The sequence below is a fragment of the Neobacillus niacini genome (assembly GCF_000759675.1).
GTDB lineage: Bacteria > Bacillota > Bacilli > Bacillales > Cytobacillaceae > Neobacillus > Neobacillus niacini_A.
This window is the reverse complement of sequence record NZ_BAWM01000033.1, coordinates 1-633: the sequence shown is the minus strand read 5'-3', so window position 1 is coordinate 633 and position 633 is coordinate 1. Positions and strand designations below refer to the sequence as shown.

Genomic DNA, 633 nt, shown 5'->3' with positions numbered 1-633 from the left:
ATTCGCAGTGTTAAGAACTCCATCATCCATAAGTGGTCAACGTTGTCAAAGAAACCTTTAATATCTACATCCACTACATAATTTACTGACCTCTTTTCAATATAATGGTTCAGTATTTTCAGAGCATCGTGGCAGTTACGATTTGGACGGAATCCAAAAGAGCAGTCTAGAAAATCATTTTCATAGACAGTATTTAGTATCTTTGTAATGCTTTTTTGTACAATCTTATCTTCGTGTTCCGGTATTCCCAGTGGTCTTTTCTTGTTTGAATTGAGCTTTGGAATATACATTCTTCTTACTGGTACAGGGCGATAACTTTTGCTTTTAAGCCTACTTACTAAATCTTCTATATTCTCTTTTAGATTATCACTGTATTGCTCTTTAGTTGTACCGTTAATCCCAGTTGCCTTCTTATTAGGTAGCTCAATATGACATTGAACTAGTGAATGCTCATTTAGTAAATGTGCAAGAGATGTAAATTTCATTTTAGGGTCAGCTTTAGCTAATTCTGCTATCCTTAGTAGTTTTGTTTCCATTTATTATTCCTACCTCTATGTGTAGTAAATGTGTCCCTAATAAGGGTTATCACTGGTAGCAGCCTTTCCTCCATCGGCATTACCCAACTTCATTGGT

The 633-nt window shown here is 35.4% G+C and carries 1 protein-coding gene; it reads right to left on the bottom strand.

Annotated features, from left to right (window positions below; all coding sequences use genetic code 11):
• A partial coding sequence (locus TR08_RS14800; RefSeq protein ID WP_045519344.1) for a reverse transcriptase domain-containing protein occupies positions 1 to 536 on the bottom strand: 536 nt, incomplete at its 3' end.
• Between the last annotated feature and the right edge of the window lie 97 nt (positions 537 to 633).